Raw genomic sequence first — 16,135 nt, 5'->3', positions numbered from 1 at the left:
ATGGCCGGTCCAGAATGCTCATGCGGTCAGCCGGCGGCGCTGCTCATTCAAGCGCGGCGCCTTGTGGAACTTGCCGTCCTTCATGATGGCGAGGATGCGGTTCTTGTCCTGCAGGATGCGCACGTCCGATATCGGGTCGCCGTCGATCAACAGCAGATCGGCGAGATAACCTTCCTTGATCATGCCGAGCTCGTCGCCCATCCCCATGATCTGTCCGCCATATTTGGTCCCGGCCTGGATTGCCTCCATCGGCGAGAAGCCAAGCATCTCGACGAAGGTCTGGATGTCCTTGGCGTTGGTGCCTTGCGGCGTCCAGGCAAAACCGTAGTCGCCACCGATGCAGACGCGGATGCCGCGTCGATGCATCTTCTTCATCGTCTCGATGCACATTTCGAGCTCACGCTCATATTCGAGCGAAAGCGGCGAACCAGGCTTGATGCCCCATTGCTCGGCATGGCGCGCGGTGTTGATCAGCCAGGCGATGCCGGGGGCCACGAAATGCTTGTCCTTGGCCGCCTCGAGCATGTCCAGAGCTTCCTCGTCGGCAAACGAAGCGTGGTAGATGTTCTGGATGCCATGACGGACGCACTGCTTGACCGAGCCGGATGAGCGCGCATGTGCCGACAGCACCTTGTTGCGGCAGCGCGCCTCGGAGGCGGCCATGGCGACCTCTTCCTCCGACATTGGCGTTTCTTCGGCGCCCATGCCGGTGATGCTTTCGCCTGACAGATTGAGCTTGATGGAATCGACACCGTATTTGATCAGCTGGCGCACCGTGCGGCGGATTTCCTCGGGACCTGAGACGACGATGCCGAGATTGAGGCCTTCATGCGGAATGTGCGAAGGCGCGGAATCGCCGAGGCCGCCGACCGTCGTGATCTCGGGACCGGCGGCGAGGTAACGCGGTCCGGGAAAACGCCCCTGATTGATGAATTTCTTGCACACCACGTCGAGCCGCGGCTTGGCGGCTGCGGCGCCGCGGCCGGCAGTGAAGCCGGCGTCGAGTACCAGCTTGGCCATCTCCATGGTGACCAGCATGTGCTCTTCCACCTCCATCATCTGGATCGGGTCGATGCCGGGCGCGTTGTTCCAGGAGAGATGCAGATGCGCGTCGATCATGCCCGGCATCAGCGTCGCGCCCATGCCGTCGATCGTTGTGACACCGCCTGACAAGCCGCTGTAGGAGGACGACACAGCCGGCGAGCCGAAACGCGACGAGCCCTTGGTGATCTGCTTGATACGGTTGCCCTGAACCAGCACTTCGCCGGTGTAGGGGTATTCGCCGGTCGCATCGAGCACGCGCACATTGGTAAAGAGCGTGCTGCCCGGACCGTTTCCGTTCCAGCCGTCGTCTGCCATCAGAAAACCTCCCAAACTGTCGAGCGCACTGTTTTTACGCCCGAATTCCGATCCTCACCTATCAACGCGTCTCAAAAAATCGGCGAGCCTTTGGCTGCTTTCGCGAGGGCACTCCACCGTGGCCCAATGTCCGCACCGATCGAAAGACAAGAATATCGCTCCCTTTATCCTGTCGGCAAGCGCCTGGCCGACGCTCATCGGATTGACCGTATCGGCGTCGCCGGTAACCAAAAGGGTCGGCGCTGAAATCCGGCGCGTATCCACAGCCGTCGCCTTGGCCAGGGCTTCGCAGGTGCGGGCATAGGCTTCCGGGTCCTGCCTGGTGATGGATTCGCGCACGAAGGCGACGGCGGCCAGCGAGGTTTCCCTGGTATGTGCCGACAGCGCATTGGTGACGATCTGGTCGGCGATGTCGGCGATACCGCCCGATCGCGCCAATCGCGCCCGGTTGGCAAGGCCTTGCCGCGTCGCCTCGGCCGGCTCGGCGAGAGCACCGAACAAAACCAGCGACCTGACCAGCGACGGCTGCATCGCTGCGACCAACTGACAGACGATCGTGCCCATGGAGTGGCCGACGAAATGCGCCCGGGTGACGCCCATGCCCGCCATGGCGCGGATGACGGCGTCGCTCATTAGCTCGATCGTCAATGGATCGAGCGGCCGCGGCGAGCGGCCGGATCCAGGCAGGTCGAGGCGGATGACCCGGTAGGCCGAGAGCGCCTCCAGCTGCGGCTGGAACATGTTCGAGGTTCCGCCGAGACCGTGGATCATCACCACCGGCTCGCCCTCGCCGGCGACTTCCGCGACAATCGGACCGACGGTGACAGTTGTCATTGCACCCGCTCCACGATCCGGTTCTCCAGCGTCCCGATGCCGTCGATCTCGACCCGCACAATGTCGCCGGCTTTGAGATATTTCGGCGGATCAAAGCCGATGCCGACACCGACCGGCGTGCCGGTGGCGATGATGTCGCCCGGCTTCAAGGTGATGCCTTGCGAAAGCGTCGATATGATCGTCGGAATATCGAAGATGAGCAGCGATATTTTGGAATTCTGGCGGAGGTCGTCATTGACGAAACAACGTACCGAAGCGTTTTCCAGGTCGAGCTCATCCTTGGTGATCGCCCATGGCCCCATCGGGCAAAACGTATCCTGCGACTTACCGATTAGCCATTGGCTATATTTTCCCTGCAGGTCGCGGGCAGTGACGTCGTTGACAATCGTATAACCCCAGACGTGATCGTAAGCCTCGGCTTTCGAAATGCCGCGTCCGCCCTTGCCGATAATGACCGCCAGTTCCGCCTCATAATCGATCGCAATCGATATGGAAGGGTCGATCAGCACGTTCGAATGTGTTGCAACGACCGATTCGGGGACCTTCGAGAAAATGATCGGATGTTGCGGAATGGCGCCGGCACCGGCGCTCGAATCGAAGCCGCTGCGGGCAAACTCGTGGGCGTGTTCATAATAATTCTTGCCGACGCAAAAGATGTTGCGGGCAGGCAAAGGTATCGGCGCCTCGAGCTCGACCTGCGCCAGCGGAACCGGCGACAGCGTGCGCGGCATCCCGGCGCCGTTGCGCCGCAACAGCGCCAGCACGCCAGACAGCGCCTGGTCAACAGGGATATCGAAGGGGGCGACCGACTGATTGTCGACATCGACAACGCCGACGCGACGTTCGCCTGCAATCGAAAACGTCGCGACCTTCATTCGTTCCTCCCTGAACCTTTTATGAGCCAATATAAGCTCTTTCGTTACACGCTATCGCCGATTGGTTTAGGCTGCAAGAGGGTTTTCGTCACTTGTCGCGGTAAATCGGGCCTTGACCTCATCAGGTACTGGACCGGCAGGGCGCCGGCTGATAGTATTGGTTCAACATTGGATCAGATTAAAAGCTCTCAACAAATGCCCAAGCTCGTCGCCAACGACATCGCCACTGTGCTGAAAAAACGGATTTCGGCCGGCGAGTGGCTTCAGGACGGGCGGATGCCGCCCGAGCGCGACCTTGCGGCCGAGTTCGGCGTGGCGCGCAATACGGTGCGTCGTGCCGTCGGCTTCCTGGAGGAGGACGGAACGGTTGTCCGGCATGTCGGGCGCGGCACTTTTCTGACTGCGACCAATCCCGATTCCATCGCGGCGACGGTCACGCGGATGGAAGGCACCAGCCCCGCCGACATGATGGAGATCAGGCAGTTGCTGGAGCCAGCGGCGGCGGCCTTCGCCGCCACAAATGCCAGCATGGCGGAACTAAACGCGGTTCGCGAAGCGCATCAGACCGCATGCGCTGCCGAGGACATGCCGGACTTCGAGCATTGGGACGCCGAGTTCCATCACTGCGTCTTCGCCTGCTGCCGCAATGACTTCCTGAAAGAGATTCACAATCTCATGCGCACGATCCGCAACCAATCGCCGTGGTTCGAAATGAAAAAGCGCTCATTCTCGGAGGAGCGCAGGCGCGTTTATTGCGACGAGCATCAGACAATATTGGACGCATTGCTGCGCCGCGACCCGGAAAGCGCCAACCAGGCGATGCTCGCCCATCTCAAGACAGTCGAGCGCAACCTTCTGGGCCGCTAATAGACGCGCGGCTCAAGGAGAGCGGGTGAGATGCGTCCAACGACTAAGCCTTCAGTACCGAGACGGCCAGTTCGCTGTTGTGGACGTATTCGTTGGCGTCAGGCTGCTTCTGCACGAGCAGGATGAACAGCAGGTCGGTGAGCGTCAGTTGTGCGTCGCGCGCGGTTATCGACGAAGAGCGCGCGCGCTCTTCATCGGCGATCGTGTGGAGGCGAATGTCGGCAACGCGGCTCAGCGGATTGTCGCGAAGTCCAGTGACGGCGATCACGGTGGTGCCACGTTTGCGAGCCAGTTCGGCTATCCGCAGGGTTTCGATGCTCGCCCCGGAATAGGAGAGCGCGAACAGCACGTCGCCTCGTCCAAGCGTCGAGACATTGGCCATTTGCACATGGCTGTCGCTGTCGTGCAGCACGTTGCGGCCGAGCTTCATCAGCTTGTAGGAGAAATCGCGCGCCACGAGCGAGGATGCGCCGACGCCGGCCAGATGAATGCGGCGCGCCCCGTTCAACGCTTCGAGGGCTTTGCCGATTTCCTGCTCGGTGTTGGCTGCGACGGTCTGTTGCATCGACAAGAGCTTGCTGCCGATCAGCTTGCGCAAGATGACCAGATAGCTGTCGCCGACCTCGATCGAACCGTGGATCATGCCGGCCGGCACGTGCCATTCCTGCGACTTGGCCTCGCTGACGGCGAGCTTGAGCTCCTGATAGCTTGCATAGCCGAGCTTCTGGCTGAACTTGACGACGCTCGACTGACTGCGGCCGATTTCGGCGGCGAGCGCCGCCGTCGACAGGCGCAGCATCTGGTCGGGATTGTCGACGATGTACCGCCCGATCTCGCGATCGCCGGGCGCCATGATCTCGAGCTTGGCCTCGATCTTCTTCAGGACGGACATGCGTTCCCCTGTTGCCAGTCATCGACAATGCCAAGCCAAGGAATAAATTATTCCGTTCCTGATTGACAGCCAAGAATGATCTATCAAATCTCGATCCGTGCGGTTTCGGCCTAGCCTTTCGCCCACACCAACGATTCGGACATGCACGGGAATTCGGACATGAAAGATCGCCTGCAAGCGCGTAGACTCGCCGACACCTTGGATTAGGGCAGAGCCATGGATAGATTGCGGATCGTCGGCGGGCACAGGCTTGAGGGCGCGGTGACGATCTCCGGCGCCAAGAACGCGGCCTTGCCGCAAATAGCGGCAGCTTTGCTCAGCCCCCACCCGCTGCAGCTGACCAACCTGCCTGAGGTGACCGATGTCGACAACATGCTTGGCGTCGTCGGGCTTCATGGGGCTGAAGTCACCAGATCGGCGCATGCCGCCACAATCGATGCCAGTGCTGCCGTCTCTAGGGAGACAAGCTACGACACAGTCAGGCGCATGCGCGCGACGGTGCTGGTTCTCGGTCCGCTGCTTGCCCGCTTCGGCCATGCCCGGGTCTCGCTGCCTGGCGGATGCGCGATCGGCGCACGGCCGGTCGACATGCATGTCGCCGCGCTTGCGGCACTTGGCGCCGACATTGCCATCGAAAACGGGCTGATCGTCGCGTCTGCGCCGGGCGGACTGAAAGGCGCGCGCATCGTTTTGAGCTCGCCGTCGGTCGGCGCGACCGAAACTGCGATGATGGCGGCGACGACTGCACACGGCGAGACCGAGATCCTCAACGCGGCCCGCGAGCCGGAGGTGGCCGATCTTGCCGCCTGCCTGAACGCCATGGGCGCGCGGATCGAGGGCGCCGGCACGCACCGCATCCTGATCGCGGGCAGCACAGACTGGCGCGCCGCCACGCACGACATCATCCCGGACCGGATAGAGGCCGGCACCTATGCCGTCGCAGCGGCTATCACCGGCGGTCAGCTCGAGCTGACCCACGCGCGGCTCGAGCACATGGCATCCGTCGTCCAGCTGCTCGAAGCAGCCGGTGTGAAAATATGGCCGGGCGACCGCGGGCTGATCGTGTCGAGAGACGGGCCACTCGAGGCGGTCGACGTGACGACGGAGCCCTATCCGGGCTTTCCGACCGATCTTCAGGCGCAGTTCATGGCGTTAATGTGCTGTGCCGAGGGCGCTTCGCTGTTGCGCGAGACGATCTTCGAGAACCGTTTCATGCATGTGCCCGAACTGATGCGGCTCGGCGCCAATATCAAGCTGCAAGGCACCATGGCGCTGGTGCGCGGAGGCGAGAAGCTGAAGGGCGCGCAAGTGATGGCGACCGACCTGCGCGCCTCCGTCTCGCTGGTGCTGGCGGCCCTGGTGTCCGAAGGCGAGACAACGATCAACCGGGTGTACCACCTCGACCGTGGCTATGAGCAGCTGGACCGCAAGCTCCGCCTGTGTGGCGCCCAGATCGAGCGGATAAGTGGATGAGTGCCGGCGCGGTGTCTCCGCATTATTTCCTGGGCGTCGATGGCGGCGGAACCGGCTGCCGGGCGCGTATCGAAGACGAGGCAGGAACTGTGCTCGGGCAAGGCCTGTCGGGCCCGGCGACAACGCGGCTCGGTATAGAGGCGGCCTGGGCCTCGATTGCCAAAGCCTTTGGCGCGGCGATCGAAGAGGCAGGGTTCGCGGCGGTGGAAATCGCCAGGATCCGCGCCGGCATCGGTCTTGCCGGCATCGGCCGCAAGGGTGCGCTCGAGGCGTTTCGTGGCATCGAACATCGCTTTGCGAGCATCGACTTCGTCAGCGACGGAGTCGCGGCTTGCCTTGGCGCTCATTCGGGTCAAGACGGCGCCATCGTCATAGCCGGGACCGGTTCGATCGGGCTCGGCTTTGTCGAAGGGCGCGACCTGCGCGTCGGCGGCTACGGTTTTCCGATTTCCGACGAGGGCAGCGGCGCCGATCTCGGACTAAAGGCAGTGCAGCTTGCCTTGCGTGCCCATGACGGCCGGCATGAGCGGACGGCGCTGCTGACCGAGGTGATGCAGCGCTTCAGGGACGATCCGTTCGAGGCGGTGGCCTGGATGGACCGCGCCAGCGCGACCGACTATGCCGCCTTGGCGCCGATGGTGATCCGCCACGCCGACCAGGGCGATCCGGCCGGACGGCGCATCGTGCAAGGTGCTGCCGAGCAGGTCGACACGTTCGTGCGGGTGCTGTTCGAAAAGGGCGCGCCGCGGGTTACGCTGCTCGGCGGTCTGTCCAGCCCGCTAGAGCCATGGCTCGCTCCCGACGTCCGCCGACGTCTGAAGCCGGCCGATGGCGATGCGGTTTCGGGAGCCATAATCCTGGCTAGGAAATCCCTGTGTCAGCGATAGTGCTCCTGCCTGAAGGAATATTATATTCCTAGAATCCGTTGACACGAGGAATATCGAATTCTAAAAAGTTAACCAAGCAGAAGCAAGTTGCCGGTCGCCGGCTGCGGGCACTGGACGTCGGCTGGCACCGCATCACATTCCTGCTCACAGCAGATTGAAAGCAAGCAAGTGGTCGAACACGGGTTGATGTCGGAGCTGGAGCGATTGGTTTCCGAGGACCGGAATCCGAAGACGATAGACATCGATCTGTTGCCGACCCTCGAGGTGCTGCGCAAGATCAATGACGAGGACAAAGGCGTTGCGGCAGCCGTCGAGAAGGTCATTCCCGACATTGCTGCGGCCGTGGACCGGATCGTGAGCGCGTTCCAGAAAGGTGCACGCCTTGTCTATATGGGCGCGGGCACGAGCGGCCGGCTTGGCGTCCTCGACGCCTCGGAATGTCCGCCGACCTTCGGCGTGCCCGAGGACATGGTGATGGGCCTGATCGCCGGCGGCGTCGACGCGCTGGTGCACTCCGCGGAAGGCGCGGAGGACGATCCGAAGCAGGGAATAAAGGCGCTGCAGGACATCAAGCTGACCGCCGGCGACGTGGTGGTCGGCATCGCTGTCAGCGGACGCACACCCTATGTCATCAGCGGCTTGACCTATGCCAAGCAGGTGGGAGCCACCACCGTGGCGCTGTCCTGCAATCCGCGATCGACCATTGCCGGAATTGCCGATATTGCCATCTCTCCGGTGGTTGGACCGGAGGTCCTCACCGGCTCGACCCGACTGAAATCGGGAACCGCGCAAAAGCTGGTGCTCAACATGCTGTCGACCGCCAGCATGATCCGCATCGGCAAGAGCTATCAGAACCTGATGGTTGACCTCAATCCAAGCAACAAGAAGCTGATCGCCAGGGCGGTCAGGATCGTGATGCAGACGACCGGCTGCGCGGCGCAGCAGGCACGACAGGCACTCGACCAGACCGGCAATGACGTAAAACTGGCAATCCTGGTGACGATCACCGGCATGGGCGTCGAAGAAGCACGTACGGCGCTTGCCAATGCGGGAGGTTTCCTGCGCAAGGCGATAGGCGAAAAGACGGTGTAAGACCGCATGGATGCTGGGCCGATGTTCCGGGGCGTGTGTCCCTTTGAAGCGGTCCGGGGAACTGCAAGGCATCAGGTTTAACAATAATGGGAGACGACAATGGTACGGCACATTGGCAAGAAACTGCTTTCCGGGATGACGCTTGCGGCAATGCTGGCCATTGCCGCGGCACCGGTGCAGGCGAGTGCGGCGACGCTGCACATGGCCTGGTCGCAGGACGCCACCGGTCTTGATCCGCACAAGCAGACGGCATTCTCCTCGCTGCGGTTGCTGGAGCTGATCTATGAACCGCTGGTACGGCTCGACGCCAATCTGCAGATCACGCCCGCGATTGCCGACTCCTGGCAGTTCTCGGCGGACGGCAAGGAGCTGAGCTTCAGGCTCAATCCGAAAGCAAAATTCCAGAACGGCGCCGCCGTGACCTCGGCCGACGTCAAGGCATCCTTCGAGCGCATACTCGACGAGAAGACCGGTGCGGCCGCCCGCGCCAACTTTCTTTCGATCGCCAGCATCGACACACCCGATCCAGCCACCGTTGTGTTCCATCTCTCGCAGCCGGATGTGCCGATCCTGACGGCGATGAGCGACGTCAATGCCGCGATCGTCCCGGCAAGCGAAATCAAGGCCGGCTCGATCGGCACGACGACGGTCGGCTCGGGTCCGTTCAAGCTCGAAAAGTGGGATCCGAATTCCAAGGAAGTGCTTGTCGCCAACAAGGATTGGGCGGGCGGCGCGACCGGTGTCGACGGCATCGAGATCAGCGTGCTGCCGGACGAGACGGCGATCCTGGCGGCGATGCGCACCAAGCAGATCGATTTTGCCCTGCTCAACGATCCGCTTGTCGCCACGCTGGTGCCCAAGGAGGCCAGCCTGCAGTTGAACCGCGTGCCGGTGCTTGCCTATCACGTGCTGCAGCTCAATCCGTCCCGCAAGCCGATGACCGAACTCAAGGTGCGTCAGGCGATCTCCTGCGCCATCGACCGGCAGGAAGTGCTGGACACCGCCTCGCTCGGCGAAGGCAAGGTCACCGGCCCGCTGACCATCCCGGCGCTGGCGACCGATCCGAACCAGTTGTTCTGCTATAAGCGCGACATTGACAAGGCCAAGCAGTTGATGGCCGAGGCCGGCTATGCCGACGGCTTTTCGGCGACCGTGATCGGCGCCACCGGCGAGCCGCCGACAGCAGCGGCGGAAGCCCAGGTGATCCAGTCGCAACTCGCCGAAATCGGCGTCAAGCTCGATATCAAGATGATGGAGCTCAACGTCTATGTCGATGCCTGGCTGAAGGGCGATTTCGACATGGCCGTCGCGCTGAACGGCGGCAGGGCCGATCCCTACACTATGTACAACCGCTACTGGACCAAGACCGGCAATCTGCAGAAGGTGGCGAACTATATCGACGATACGCTGGACAGCCTTATGCAGAAGGGCCGCACCGAGACCGACCCGGCGGCGCGCAAAGCGATCTTCGCCGACTTCGAGAAGCACATCACTGAGATGTCGCCCTGGATCTGGCTCTACACGTCCTACAGCTACACGGCCCAGCAGAAGAATATCGCAGGATTCGAACCGGTGCCGACAGGTTCGCTGTTCAGCCTCGCCAAGGTGACGATCCAGTAGCTGCTTCGATGCCGGACGAGAGGATATTATTCGCGTGAACTATCTGATGCGGCGACTGGCGACCTTCCCTCTCGTCCTGCTTGGCGTGTCCATCGTGGTGTTCCTGGCGATCCGGATGGTTCCGGGCGATTCGATCACGGCAATGCTGGGAACCGAAGCCGGCCTGCTGACGCCTCCTCAGCGCGACGCGCTTGCGGCCTATTTCGGCATCGACCAGCCCTGGTTCATCCAGTACTGGCGCTGGCTGCTTGGTCTTTTCCAAGGCAATCTCGGCATTTCGTCCACCTATGGCAGGCCGGTGCTCGGCGTCATCCTCGAACGCTTCCCGCTGACGCTGGAGCTTGCGCTGCTGTCGATGATCATCGCCCTTGTCGTCGGCATGCCGGCCGGGATCTTTGCCGCCACCCACAATGAGAAGCTTTCCGATCTCGGCGTGCGCGTTGTCGCAATGATCGGACAATCGACGCCGAACTTCGTCCTTGCACTGCTGATCATCTACACGCTGTCGGCGGGGTTTGGCGTTTTGCCGGCGATGGGCGAGTTTTCGCCGCTGTGGCGGGATCCGCTGCGCAATATCGGCCAGCTGTTGCTGCCGGCCGTCACGCTCGGTTTCGCCTTCGCGGCGTCGGTCACCCGTATATCGCGTTCGGCGATGCTCGACGTGCTGAGCGACGATTACGTCAGGACCGCGCGCAGCAAGGGCGTCTCGGCGCGCGGCGTCATCTGGCGGCATGCTTTGCCCAATGCGCTCATCCCGGTCGTGACGCTGAGCGGCATAGAGTTCGGCTATCTCCTGGGCGGGGCAGTCATCGTCGAGCAGATCTATGCGCTGCCCGGTCTCGGCCGCATGGTGCTGGACGCCATCCTGCAGCGCGACTATGCGCTGGTGCAGGGAAGCGTGCTGTTCATCGCCTTCAGCTTCATGATCGTCAATCTCCTCGTCGACCTCGCCTATGTCGCGCTCGACCCGCGTATTCGGCTAAGCGAGCACTGATGGCGACATTGCGGGCCATACTTGCGCACACCAGCGGCCGCATCGGCGGTGCCATCGTTGCGCTTTATCTGCTGCTTGCCGTACTTGGCATGCTGGGGCTGACGCCGGACAATCCGCTGACGCAGCACCGGGTCGAGCGGCTGCATGCGCCTGACAGCACTTACTGGATGGGCACGGACCTGTTCGGCCGCGATGTCGCAAGCCGGCTGATGACCGGGATCGGCCAGTCCTTCCTCGTGGCCTTCTTTTCGGTCGCCTTCGCGACACTGGCCGGCACCGTGCTCGGGCTGGCGGCAGCCTGGTTCGGGCGCCGCTGGGACGGCCTGGTGATGCGCATCATGGATGTGCTGCTGGCATTCCCGGCGATCCTGCTGGCGCTGCTGATCGTCGCGGTTGCGGGACCGGGAACCTGGACCAGTGTCGTCGCCATTGCCATCGTCTACACGCCGATCTTCACGCGCGTGGTGCGCGGCCCGGCTCTGTCGCTCAAGGCGCGTGAGTTCGTCGACGCGGCCCGCACATTCGGCAGCAGCTCGAGCTACATCGTGACACGGCATCTGCTGCTCAATCTGGTCGCGCCGTTGACCGTTCAGGTGACGCTGGCGCTGGCCTGGGCCCTGCTCACCGAAGCCGGCTTGAGCTTCCTCGGGCTCGGCACGCAGCCGCCCGCCGCGTCGCTCGGCCTGATGCTGAGCGACAGCCGCAACCTGATGGAGACGGCTCCCTGGTTGATGATCTTCCCGGGGGTGGCGATCATGATCAGCATCCTCGGTTTCAACCTGCTCGGCGATGCGTTGCGCGATGTGCTCGACCCGAAGACGCGGAGATCGATCGCATGATCCCGCTGCTGTCCGTCAGCGGTTTGCGCGTCGGCTTCGGCCGAAAGCCGTCAGCCAATGAGGTCGTGCGCGGCGTCAGCTTCGATCTCGCTGACGGCGAAACGCTGGCCATCGTCGGCGAAAGCGGCTCGGGCAAATCGGTGACGGCGCTCTCGATCAATCGCCTTGTCGATTATGGCGGCGGCCGCATCACCGCGGGCTCGATCAAGCTGAAGCGGGCCGACGGCAGCATGTTCGACCTGACCGCCGCGGCCGAGCCGCAGCTGACGAAGATCCGCGGCGGCGAAATCGGCATGATCTTCCAGGAGCCGATGACCTCGCTCAATCCGGTGCTGACCATCGGCAGGCAGATCGAGGAGTCGTTTCGCCTGCATCGCGGCCTGACCGGCCGGCAAGCGACGGCGGCGGCCAAGGACGCGCTCGACCGTGTGCGCATTCCCGACGCAGCACGGCGGCTGAAATACACGCCCAACCAGCTTTCGGGCGGCATGCTGCAGCGGGTGATGATCGCCATGGCGCTCGCCTGCAACCCGCGCCTGCTCATTGCCGACGAGCCAACGACGGCGCTGGATGTTACGGTGCAGGCGCAGATCATGGCGTTGCTCGCCGAGTTGAAGCAGGAAACCGGGATGTCGATGATCTTCATCACCCACGATATCGGCTTGGTTGCAGGTATCGCCGACAAGGTGATGGTGATGCAAAGCGGAGAAGCTGTCGAGCAAGGCGCGCTGAACCAGATATTGGACGATCCGCAGCATCCCTATACGCGGCATCTGCTTCATGCGGTGCCGCATTTCGCCGGCGGCAGTGCGACACGCAAAGACATGCAACGCGAAAAGCAAAAAGCTACCGAGCCGGCGCTGAAGGTCGATGGCCTCGTGGTGCGATTTCCCGTCAAGGGTGGCTTTTTCAGCCGCGCCAGCGGTGCCGTGCATGCGGTGGACGGTGTGGATTTCGACTTGATGCCGGGCGAAACATTGGCCGTCGTCGGCGAGAGCGGTTCCGGAAAATCCACCGCCGCCCGTGCGATTCTGGGGCTGGTGCGCTCGACGCGCGGCACAATCTTGGCCAGCACGCGCAAGGCCGCCGCCGGGCAGAGCGCCCTTCCCGTGCAGATGGTGTTCCAGAATCCCTATGGCTCGCTTAATCCCAGGCTCGCCATCGAAAGCATTCTTGCGGAACCGGTGATCGCCACGGGCGGGCGGATAACTGCTGAGACGCGAGCGAAAATGGCCGCGCTGCTGAACCGCGTCGGCCTGCCGGAAAACAGCCTGCAGCGTTATCCGCACGAATTCTCCGGCGGCCAACGCCAACGGCTGTGCATTGCCCGTGCGCTGATGCTCAATCCCTCCGTTGTCGTCCTCGACGAAGCGGTTTCGGCGCTCGACGTATCGGTGCAGGCCAGAGTGCTGGAGCTTTTGATCGAGCTGCAGAGTGAATTCGGGCTGGCCTATCTGTTCATCTCGCATGACATGGCTGTGGTCGAGCGGATCGCCCATCGCATCGCGGTCATCTATGCCGGCCAGATCGTCGAGATCGGCGATGCCAGATTGGTGCTCTCGGAGCCGAAGCACTCCTATACCAAACAGCTTATCGCGGCCGTTCCCACCATAGACCGGCGGCATGAACGTTTCGAGCTGGACACGCGCCAGGTTCCCTCGCTCGTGCGTCCGCTGGGATTTGAGCCGGGCCCGGCCAAATGGCAGCAGTTCGGGCCGGATCATAGAGTACGGGTGGAAGTGTGATGATTGTCGCCCAGACGGATGCAAGGCCAGAGGGAGTGGGACGGATCGCTGCTTTTCAGACGGAGGCCGCAATTGATCGACCATGATCTTTTCGACCGGGCGTTTGCCCCACTCGAAGCGGCGGTGGCTGCGTCGCGCATTCCCGGCGGGGTGCTCGGCATGGTCGACCGGGACGGCCAACGCGTCGTCCGGGCAATCGGCTCGGCCCAGCGGGTGCCGAAGGTGCGGCCGATGCATGCCGAAACCTGGTTCGATCTGGCATCCCTGACAAAAATCATCTTCAGCACGCCGCGTATATTGGCACTGGCGGAAGAAGGCGTCATCGACCTCGAGGCGCCGCTGATTTCGGTCCTGCCCGACCTTCGCCAATATGACGAAAAAGCCTGGGAGCGGACGGTGACGTTTCGCCAGTGTCTCGGCCATCAGACACCGTTTCCCGCCGTCGCGCCGATCTACACCTATGGGCGTGACCCCGAGCTGTTGCGCGCCTTTGTCTTGCAGCGCGAGTGGCAGGTCGGGGAGCCGGTCTATTCCGATATCAACTTCATTCTGCTCGGCTTCGTCCTGGAGCGCCTGTCCGGCAAGACCATTCGCGACATGGATCCCGGTCCGGGCTTCGCGTTCTCCGCCGAACCGGGTCAAGCGGCGGCCACAGAAGATTGCACATGGCGCTATCGCGTGCTGTCAGGCGAGGTCCACGACGACAATTGCTCGGCATTGCAAGGGGCCGGTCACGCCGGGCTGTTCGGAACGGCAGCTTCGGTCCTCGACTTTGCGCGAGGGCTGCTGGACGGGACCGGCGCGTCGCAGCGCTCGATAGCGCTGATGCGCACGCCCTTGTCGGCAACCCGCACCCATGGCTGGGAGCGACCCTACGAAGGCTGGTCCGGCGGCCGGCTGTGCAGCCCCGAAACCATCGGGCATACCGGCTTCACCGGCACCGGGCTTTGGGTCGACTTCGACAAAAGCAGAGCGTGGACCTTGCTCACCAACCGGATCCATCCGACACGTCATTTCAACAGCGGGATCGCAGCGCTTCGCCAAGCGGTCGGCGATCTCGTCAACGGAGCCTGACAATCATGAAAAATGGCGAACCAATGTGGGCCGTCGGCTTGATGACCGGCACCGTGCTGGACGGCAATATCGACGTCGCGCTGATCAAGACCGACGGCGAGCGGATCGCGGATTTCGGCACCTACACGCTGGCCCCCTACCCGCAGTCGATCCGGACCTTGCTGGAAGAGACGCTTAGGCAGGCAAGGAACTGGAATTTCACCGGGCCGGAACCGGCAATCTTCCACGAGGCAGAGGAAGCGCTGACGCGCGCCCAGTCTGCGGCGGTCAAGGATCTTGTCGAAAGCCACGGCCTGACCATGGCCGACATCGGCGTCGTCGGCTTTCATGGCCAGACCGTGCTGCACCGTGCCCCGCAAGTAGGCCGACTGGGCCAGAGTCGCCAGCTCGGTGATGGCGAGCTGATGCATGCCATCCTGGGCACCAAGGTCGCCTATGACTTCCGCTCGGCCGACATGCGCGCCGGCGGCCAGGGCGCGCCGCTGTCGGCGGCCTATCACGCCGCGCTGCTGCGCGAAGCCGACGCCAGCGGCGACACGGCGGTGCTCAATCTCGGCGGCGTCGCCAACATCACCTGGTGGGACGGCAAGGACAATGTCATCGCTTTCGATACCGGACCCGCCAACGCGCCGCTGAACGACTTCATCAAGTCGAAGGGGCTTGGCGAAATGGACCGCGACGGCGCGCTGGCTCGCGTCGGGACGGTCGATGAGGCACGGTTGGCCAAGCTCCTGCAGCACCCGTACTTGACCAAGCCATACCCGAAATCGCTGGACCGTTTCGATTTCGGCGCCTCGATGGCGGACGGGATGAATGCCGAGGATGGCGCTGCCCTGCTGACGGCCTTCACCGCGGCCGCGGTCGGCAAGGCGCTCGATCTTCTGCCGCGCCGGCCGAAGCGGCTGGTGGTCAGCGGTGGCGGTCGCCACAACCCAACGATCATGGCCATGCTTGCCAGCCGCGCCGGCGTCGAAGCCGTGCCGGCGGAGGCGCTTGGCTGGAAGGGCGACGCGGTGGAGGCGGAGTGTTTTGCCTTCCTGGCTGTGCGCGTGCTTAGGGGCTTGCCGATCAGCTTCCCCAGCACGACCGGCGTGCCACAGCCGATGTGCGGCGGACGCCTTGCCGGCTAGTTAAGCCACCAATTTCTTCTGCAGGAAGATACGGCTTCGGCCAATGGGAAAGTCGGCGAGCGCACCGAACGGTCGATAACCTTGGCGCTCATAGGCCTTGGCGGCCTTGGGATTGAACGTGTCGATCCAGGCGCCGTGACAGCCGCGCGCCATCGCCTCCCTCTCGGCTGCCTCGAGCATCCGGCCGGCCATGCGCTGGCCGCGCAGCTTTTCATCGACCCAGAGCCATTGCACATAGAGCCAGCCCCAGGCGGTGTATCCCGAGATGCCGGCGACAATCGCGCCGTGCTCATCGCGCACGAACACGGCCAATGTCTTCCTGCCGGAGGCGCCGACATCGCTGTCGTTGAACGCCGCAAGCCGCTCTCCAAGAAAAGCCAGCTCGTGCGGCAAGGGATTGGCGGTTGTCTCAAGCGTTGTATTGTCCATCCAACGAGCATCTATCGAAGGACCG

Annotated in this window: 15 protein-coding genes; 10 read left to right on the top strand and 5 right to left on the bottom strand. The window is 63.0% G+C overall.

Annotated features, from left to right (window positions below):
• Positions 1 to 18: 18 nt before the first annotated feature.
• The 3 genes from NKH71_RS18710 to NKH71_RS18700 are packed head-to-tail and all read right to left on the bottom strand — an operon-like array spanning position 19 to position 3,068.
• Positions 19 to 1,359, bottom strand: a complete 1,341-nt coding sequence (locus NKH71_RS18710) for a metal-dependent hydrolase family protein (RefSeq protein WP_352493952.1) — start codon at positions 1,357 to 1,359, stop codon at positions 19 to 21.
• Between the two features lie 54 nt (positions 1,360 to 1,413).
• Entirely contained in the window at positions 1,414 to 2,193 is a 780-nt protein-coding gene (locus tag NKH71_RS18705) for an alpha/beta fold hydrolase (protein WP_352895250.1), read from the bottom strand.
• Entirely contained in the window at positions 2,190 to 3,068 is an 879-nt protein-coding gene (locus NKH71_RS18700) for a fumarylacetoacetate hydrolase family protein (protein ID WP_023716702.1), read from the bottom strand. Before NKH71_RS18700 ends, NKH71_RS18705 begins: the two co-directional genes overlap by 4 nt.
• 21 nt (positions 3,069 to 3,089) lie before the next feature.
• Between NKH71_RS18700 and NKH71_RS18695 the strand changes: the two genes are divergently transcribed.
• Complete coding sequence (locus NKH71_RS18695) at positions 3,090 to 3,935, top strand: FadR/GntR family transcriptional regulator (RefSeq protein ID WP_245278491.1); 846 nt, start codon at positions 3,090 to 3,092, stop codon at positions 3,933 to 3,935.
• A 43-nt stretch (positions 3,936 to 3,978) separates the two neighbouring features.
• Here NKH71_RS18695 and NKH71_RS18690 read toward each other — a convergent pair whose 3' ends face one another.
• Positions 3,979 to 4,827 carry a MurR/RpiR family transcriptional regulator gene (locus tag NKH71_RS18690; RefSeq protein WP_023716700.1) on the bottom strand — a complete coding sequence of 283 codons (849 nt, stop codon included), beginning with the start codon at positions 4,825 to 4,827 and terminating at the stop codon, positions 3,979 to 3,981.
• A gap of 216 nt (positions 4,828 to 5,043) precedes the next feature.
• Between NKH71_RS18690 and murA the strand changes: the two genes are divergently transcribed.
• From murA to NKH71_RS18645, 9 genes are all read left to right on the top strand, one after another.
• Positions 5,044 to 6,300: a UDP-N-acetylglucosamine 1-carboxyvinyltransferase gene (murA, locus tag NKH71_RS18685; protein ID WP_352547495.1), complete on the top strand. Its 1,257-nt coding sequence runs from the start codon at positions 5,044 to 5,046 to the stop codon at positions 6,298 to 6,300.
• A complete protein-coding gene (locus NKH71_RS18680; protein ID WP_352789794.1) occupies positions 6,297 to 7,187 on the top strand; it encodes a glucosamine kinase nucleotide-binding domain-containing protein in 891 nt (296 codons plus the stop codon). Before murA ends, NKH71_RS18680 begins: the two co-directional genes overlap by 4 nt.
• 186 nt (positions 7,188 to 7,373) lie before the next feature.
• On the top strand, positions 7,374 to 8,279 hold the full coding sequence (murQ, locus tag NKH71_RS18675) for an N-acetylmuramic acid 6-phosphate etherase (RefSeq protein WP_502900393.1): 906 nt from the start codon (positions 7,374 to 7,376) through the stop codon (positions 8,277 to 8,279).
• A 99-nt stretch (positions 8,280 to 8,378) separates the two neighbouring features.
• Positions 8,379 to 9,899 carry an ABC transporter substrate-binding protein gene (locus tag NKH71_RS18670; protein WP_352789788.1) on the top strand — a complete coding sequence of 507 codons (1,521 nt, stop codon included), beginning with the start codon at positions 8,379 to 8,381 and terminating at the stop codon, positions 9,897 to 9,899.
• A gap of 34 nt (positions 9,900 to 9,933) precedes the next feature.
• Positions 9,934 to 10,893, top strand: a complete 960-nt coding sequence (locus tag NKH71_RS18665; RefSeq protein WP_352895248.1) for an ABC transporter permease — start codon at positions 9,934 to 9,936, stop codon at positions 10,891 to 10,893.
• On the top strand, positions 10,893 to 11,732 hold the full coding sequence (locus NKH71_RS18660; RefSeq protein WP_023716694.1) for an ABC transporter permease: 840 nt from the start codon (positions 10,893 to 10,895) through the stop codon (positions 11,730 to 11,732). The genes NKH71_RS18665 and NKH71_RS18660 overlap by 1 nt, the downstream gene beginning before the upstream one ends.
• Entirely contained in the window at positions 11,729 to 13,477 is a 1,749-nt protein-coding gene (locus tag NKH71_RS18655) for an ABC transporter ATP-binding protein (protein WP_352493946.1), read from the top strand. Before NKH71_RS18660 ends, NKH71_RS18655 begins: the two co-directional genes overlap by 4 nt.
• Before the next feature lie 72 nt (positions 13,478 to 13,549).
• Positions 13,550 to 14,551, top strand: a complete 1,002-nt coding sequence (locus NKH71_RS18650) for a serine hydrolase domain-containing protein (protein ID WP_031193321.1) — start codon at positions 13,550 to 13,552, stop codon at positions 14,549 to 14,551.
• Positions 14,552 to 14,556: 5 nt separating this feature from the next.
• Positions 14,557 to 15,681, top strand: coding sequence for an anhydro-N-acetylmuramic acid kinase (locus NKH71_RS18645; protein ID WP_352547484.1), 1,125 nt, complete (start codon positions 14,557 to 14,559; stop codon positions 15,679 to 15,681).
• Here the strand turns inward: NKH71_RS18645 and NKH71_RS18640 are convergent, their stop codons facing one another.
• Positions 15,682 to 16,110: a GNAT family N-acetyltransferase gene (locus NKH71_RS18640; RefSeq protein ID WP_352482743.1), complete on the bottom strand. Its 429-nt coding sequence runs from the start codon at positions 16,108 to 16,110 to the stop codon at positions 15,682 to 15,684. It abuts the gene before it with no gap.
• Positions 16,111 to 16,135: the final 25 nt, after the last annotated feature.

Source organism: Mesorhizobium sp. M0983 (genome assembly GCF_040318975.1).
GTDB lineage: Bacteria > Pseudomonadota > Alphaproteobacteria > Rhizobiales > Rhizobiaceae > Mesorhizobium.
The sequence above is the reverse complement of the archived record's forward strand: the minus strand, read 5'-3'. Positions and strand labels throughout refer to the sequence as shown.

What these genes read in the sequence shown, in the direction of transcription:
- NKH71_RS18700 (WP_023716702.1), bottom strand. Translation starts at nt 3,068, where the DNA reads ATGAAGGTCGCGACGTTTTCGATTGCAGGCGAACGTCGCGTCGGCGTT.
- NKH71_RS18695 (WP_245278491.1), top strand. Translation starts at nt 3,090, where the DNA reads ATGAGCCAATATAAGCTCTTTCGTTACACGCTATCGCCGATTGGTTTA.
- NKH71_RS18705 (WP_352895250.1), bottom strand. Translation starts at nt 2,193, where the DNA reads ATGACAACTGTCACCGTCGGTCCGATTGTCGCGGAAGTCGCCGGCGAG.
- NKH71_RS18670 (WP_352789788.1), top strand. Translation starts at nt 8,379, where the DNA reads ATGGTACGGCACATTGGCAAGAAACTGCTTTCCGGGATGACGCTTGCG.
- NKH71_RS18645 (WP_352547484.1), top strand. Translation starts at nt 14,557, where the DNA reads ATGAAAAATGGCGAACCAATGTGGGCCGTCGGCTTGATGACCGGCACC.
- murA (WP_352547495.1), top strand. Translation starts at nt 5,044, where the DNA reads ATGGATAGATTGCGGATCGTCGGCGGGCACAGGCTTGAGGGCGCGGTG.
- NKH71_RS18660 (WP_023716694.1), top strand. Translation starts at nt 10,893, where the DNA reads ATGGCGACATTGCGGGCCATACTTGCGCACACCAGCGGCCGCATCGGC.
- murQ (WP_502900393.1), top strand. Translation starts at nt 7,374, where the DNA reads ATGTCGGAGCTGGAGCGATTGGTTTCCGAGGACCGGAATCCGAAGACG.
- NKH71_RS18680 (WP_352789794.1), top strand. Translation starts at nt 6,297, where the DNA reads ATGAGTGCCGGCGCGGTGTCTCCGCATTATTTCCTGGGCGTCGATGGC.
- NKH71_RS18710 (WP_352493952.1), bottom strand. Translation starts at nt 1,359, where the DNA reads ATGGCAGACGACGGCTGGAACGGAAACGGTCCGGGCAGCACGCTCTTT.
- NKH71_RS18640 (WP_352482743.1), bottom strand. Translation starts at nt 16,110, where the DNA reads ATGGACAATACAACGCTTGAGACAACCGCCAATCCCTTGCCGCACGAG.
- NKH71_RS18690 (WP_023716700.1), bottom strand. Translation starts at nt 4,827, where the DNA reads ATGTCCGTCCTGAAGAAGATCGAGGCCAAGCTCGAGATCATGGCGCCC.
- NKH71_RS18655 (WP_352493946.1), top strand. Translation starts at nt 11,729, where the DNA reads ATGATCCCGCTGCTGTCCGTCAGCGGTTTGCGCGTCGGCTTCGGCCGA.